The sequence below is a fragment of the Mycobacterium sp. genome (genome assembly GCF_049585075.1).
Classification (GTDB): Bacteria; Actinomycetota; Actinomycetes; order Mycobacteriales; family Mycobacteriaceae; genus Mycobacterium.
The window spans coordinates 1-4,957 of record NZ_JBAUZA010000472.1 but is presented as its reverse complement, the minus strand read 5'-3'; the positions used below and the strand labels follow the sequence as shown (position 1 = coordinate 4,957).

Annotated in this window: 3 protein-coding genes; 2 read left to right on the top strand and 1 reads right to left on the bottom strand. The window is 63.9% G+C overall.

From position 1 onward, the window contains the following. Positions 1–1,037, bottom strand: a 1,037-nt coding sequence (locus tag WB785_RS22335; protein ID WP_424081919.1) for a zinc-dependent metalloprotease, incomplete at its 3' end; no start/stop codon positions are given. Between the two features lie 87 nt (positions 1,038–1,124). Between WB785_RS22335 and WB785_RS22330 the strand changes: the two genes are divergently transcribed. After that, complete coding sequence (locus tag WB785_RS22330; protein WP_424081917.1) at positions 1,125–2,147, top strand: YlbL family protein; 1,023 nt, start codon at positions 1,125–1,127, stop codon at positions 2,145–2,147. Between the two features lie 61 nt (positions 2,148–2,208). Continuing rightward, positions 2,209–4,957: UPF0182 family protein (locus tag WB785_RS22325; RefSeq protein ID WP_424081915.1), on the top strand; the 2,749-nt coding region annotated here is incomplete at its 3' end.

Genomic DNA, 4,957 nt, shown 5'->3' with positions numbered 1-4,957 from the left:
GTCACCACCGTCTGCACCCAGCCCTCGATCAGCGCGAGCAGTGTCGCGAGTCGTTCCAGCGCCTGGGTCTGCTCCGGAGTGGCCTTGGGCTCGAACACCCCCTGGGTCAACAGCTGCTCCATGGCGGCCGGATCGTTCAGCGAGGCCGGGTTGAAGTCGCGGGCCAGCTCCTCGATTCCCTGCATGTCGATCTTCATGCCCTTGGCGTAGGCCTCGACGGCGCCGAGCAGCTGACTGGCCAGCCACGGCACATGACTGAACAACCGGTGATGGGCGGCCTCGCGGGCCGCCAGGAAGGTGACGATCTCGCTGCGCGACTGCTCGAGCCCGTCGGCAAAAGATTCGATGGCATCCGGCAGCAGTGCGGCGATTCCCTTGGGCCCCAACGGTAAACCGATATCGGTCGACGTCAGAACTTCACGTGACAACCGGGCCAGCGCCTGGCCCAGCTGCGAGCCGAAAGCCATGCCGCCCATCTGCGACATCATCGACAGCAGCGGACCGGCCATGTTCTTCGCCTCGTCGGGCAGCGACTGGGCCCACACCGTCGCGATCTGCTGGGCCATCGGGTCGCACAGCCGCTTCCAAACCTCCAGGGTGTTGTCCACCCAATCGGTGGGAGTCCAGGCGACGGCCTTGCTGGTGCCCGCCGGCAGCGCGGTCACCCCGTCGAGCCAGGTCTCGGCGAGGTGGACGGCGTCGCTGATCGCCTGGCTGGTGGCGGCCGGAATCGGCGCGACGAAGCCGATCGAACTCGACGCCAGCTGCCGGGCCAGCTCGTAGTTCACCGGCCCGGACGACTGTCCCCCGGCCATCGCCGAGCCGGCGCCGCTGAACATCTGCCCCAGGCGGGTGAAGATCTGGCCCAGGTCGGCCATGTCGAACTGACCGCCAAGGCCGCCCAGACCAAACGGGTCCGCAGATCCCGAGCCGGACTCGGGGTCCTGGGGGCCATCGTCCCGCCGCTTGTCGGGGTCGGGGTCTTCTCCGCCGGAGAAGCCGAAAGGCAGGTCAGCCATGCCCCCAACGGTACTCACCGGGGGGTCACGACGCGCGATCCGGCGTCACGCTCTGAGTGAACCGGCTTCCTATTGCCGCTGACCAGTCCGTCTAGTGTTAGCCAGGTGAACAGGCGGATTCTGACGCTGATGGTGGCGCTGGTGCCGATCGTCGTCTTCGGTGTGTTGCTGGCAGTGGTGACGGTGCCTTTTGTGTCACTTGGCCCCGGCCCCGCGTTCGACACCCTCGGCGAGGTCGACGGCAAGCCGGTCGTCGACATCAAAGGCACGCAGACGCACCCGACGTCGGGTCACCTCGACATGACGACGGTGTCCCAGCGCGACGAACTCAGCCTGGCCGAGGCGCTGACGCTGTGGCTTTCCGGCGAGGAACAGCTGATGCCGCGCGACCTGATCTACCCGCCGGGCAAGTCGCGGGACGAAATCGATAAGGACAACGACGCCGATTTCAAGCAGTCCGAACACAATGCCGAGTTCGCGGCCCTGGGATATCTGAAGTACCCGCAGGCCATCACCGTGGTCGCGGTCACTGATGCCGGGCCTTCGATGGGCAAGCTGCAGGCGGGTGACGCCGTGCAGGCGGTGAACGGCGCGCCGGTCGCCGACGTCGACCAGTTCACCTCGTTGCTAAAGCACACCAAACCCGGCCAGTCGGTCGCGATCGACTTTCGCCGCAAAAATGCACCTCCAGGCGTCGCGCACATCACATTGGGCAGCCACAAGGGTCGCGATTACGGCTTCGCGGGCATTTCGGTGACGGATGCCCCGTGGGCGCCGTTCGCGGTGGATTTCAACCTCGCCAACGTGGGCGGACCCTCGGCCGGCTTGATGTTCAGCCTGGCCGTCGTCGACAAACTCACCACGGGCAGTCTGGCCGGCTCGAAGTTCGTCGCGGGCACCGGCACGATCACGGCCGACGGCACGGTGGGCCGGATCGGCGGCATCGTGCACAAGATGACGGCCGCCCGGGCGGCCGGCGCGACGGTGTTTTTGGTGCCGGCCGAGAACTGCTATGAGGCCACCTCCGGAAGGCTATCCGGGCTGCAATTGGTGAAGGTTTCCAAGCTTGATGGAGCGGTGGATGCGCTGCACGCTGTCACCTCCGGCGGCCAGCCGCCCAGTTGCTAATCCTGCGTACAGTTGGGATACGTCGGACGGTCATAGTCGACAGGAAGCAGGGAGTTAGCTAGTGGGAATGCGGCCCGCGGCCAGAATGCCGAAGCTGACTCGGCGCAGCAGGATCCTCATCACGATCGCCCTGGCGGTGATCTTGCTGCTGCTCATCGGTCCGCGGTTGATCGACGGCTACGTCGATTGGCTGTGGTTCGGCGAGCTGGGCTACCGATCGGTGTTCACCACCGTGCTGGTGACCCGACTGGTGTTGTTCCTGGTGGTAGGGCTGCTGGTCGGCGGCATCGTGTTCGGCGGCCTGGCACTGGCCTACCGCATGCGGCCGGTGTTCGTCCCGAGCAACGGCAATGATCCGGTAGCCCGGTATCGCACCGTGGTGATGTCGAGGCTGCGGGTGATCGGAACCGGGATTCCGGTGGCGATCGGCTTGCTCGCCGGGGTGGTGGCGCAGACCTATTGGGTGCGCGTTCAGCTGTTCTTGCACGGCGGCGACTTCGGCATCGCCGATCCGCAGTTCGGCAAGGACCTCGGCTTTTACGCATTCGACCTGCCGTTCTACCGGCTCGTCCTCAGCTTCTTGTTCGTGGCGGCCTTTTTGGCGTTCGTGGCAAATCTTCTGGCGCACTACGTGTTCGGCGGTATCCGGCTTTCCGGGCGCACCGGCGCGCTGAGCCGCTCGGCGCGCATCCAGTTGGTCAGCCTGATCGGTACCCTGGTGCTGCTCAAGGCGATTGCCTATTGGCTAGACCGCTACGAGCTGCTATCCCACACCCGCGGTGGAAAGCCGTTCACGGGGGCCGGGTACACCGATATCAATGCGGTGTTGCCCGCCAAGCTGATCCTATTGGCGATTGCGCTGATCTGCGCGGCCGCCGTCTTCTCGGCGATCGTGTTGCGGGACTTACGAATTCCGGCTATCGGACTCGTTCTACTGCTGCTGTCGTCGGTGATCGTTGGTGCCGGCTGGCCGCTGATCGTCGAGCAGATCAGCGTCAAGCCCAACGCCGCGCAAAAGGAACGTGAGTACATCAGCCGAAGCATCACCGCGACTCGGCAAGCCTACGGTCTCACCAATGACGTTGTGAGCTACCGCGATTACAGCGGCGACTCGCGGGCAACCGCCGAGCAGGTCGCATCCGACCGTGCGACGACCTCCAACATCCGGCTGCTTGACCCGACGATCGTCAGCCCGGCGTTCACGCAATTCCAGCAGGGCAAGAACTTCTACTATTTCCCCGACCAGCTATCCATCGACCGCTATCACGACCGCGACGGTAATCTGCGCGACTTCGTCGTTGCCGCCCGGGAGCTCAACCCGGATCATCTGATCGACAACCAGCGCGACTGGATCAACCGGCACACCGTGTACACCCACGGCAACGGCTTCATTGCCTCACCGGCCAACACCGTGCGCGGTATCGCCAACGACCCCAACCAGAATGGCGGATATCCGGAGTTTTTGGCCAACGTTGTCGGCCCCAACGGCGGGGTGGTCTCCGACGGTCCGGCCCGGCTGGACCAGCCGCGGATCTACTTTGGACCGGTCATCTCCAATACACCCGCCGACTATGCGATCGTCGGACGCAACGGCACTGACCGGGAATACGACTACGAGACCAACGCCGAAACAAAGAACTACACCTACACCGGAAGTGGCGGAGTGCCGATCGGCAGCTGGATTTCGCGTAGCGTTTTCGCCGCGAAGTTCGCCGAGCGAAACTTCTTGTTTTCCAGTGTGATTGGCAACAACAGCAAAATCTTGTTCAATCGCGATCCGGCGCAACGGGTTGAGGCGGTCGCGCCGTGGCTGACGACCGACAGCGGCGTGTATCCGGCGATCGTCAACAAGCGGCTGGTGTGGATCATCGACGCCTACACCACGTTGGACAATTACCCGTATTCCGAACTGACTTCGTTGTCGTCGGCCACCGCCGACTCCACCGAGGTCGCGTTCAACCGAATGGTTCCCGACAAGCAGGTGTCCTACATCCGCAACTCGGTGAAGGCCACCGTCGATGCCTATGACGGGACGGTCTCGCTTTATCAGCAGGACGAGCGCGACCCGGTGCTCAAGGCGTGGATGAAAGTCTTCCCCGGGACCGTCAAACCCAAGAGCGATATCACCCCCGAATTGGCTGCGCATCTGCGCTATCCCGAAGACCTGTTCAAGGTGCAGCGGATGCTCTTGGCCAAATACCACGTCAACGACCCGGTGACGTTCTTCTCCACGTCGGATTTCTGGGACGTCCCGCTTGACCCGAACCCAACCGCGAGCAGCTATCAGCCGCCTTACTACATTGTCGCGAAAAACATTGCCAAGGAAGATAATTCGGCGTCGTATCAGCTGATCAGCGCAATGAACAGGTTCAAGCGGGACTACCTGGCCGCCTACATCAGCGCCAGCTCCGACCCGTCGACCTACGGCAAGATCACCGTGCTGACCATCCCCGGTCAAGTCAACGGCCCGAAACTGGCCAACAACGCAATCACCACCGACCCGGCGGTGTCGCAGGACCTCGGGCAGATCGGTCGCGACAACCAAAACCGAATCAAGTGGGGCAATCTGCTCACGCTGCCGGTGGCCCAGGGTGGGCTGTTGTACGTCGAACCCGTTTTTGCCTCACCCGGCTCCAGCGACGCCGCCTCGTCGTATCCCCGGCTGATCCGGGTGGCGATGATGTACAACGACAAAATCGGATATGGCCCCACGGTCAGCGACGCGCTAGCCGGGATATTCGGGCCTGGCGCAGGCGCGGCCGCGACCGGGATCGCGCCGACCGAGCCGGCCGCACCTGCCAACCCACCTC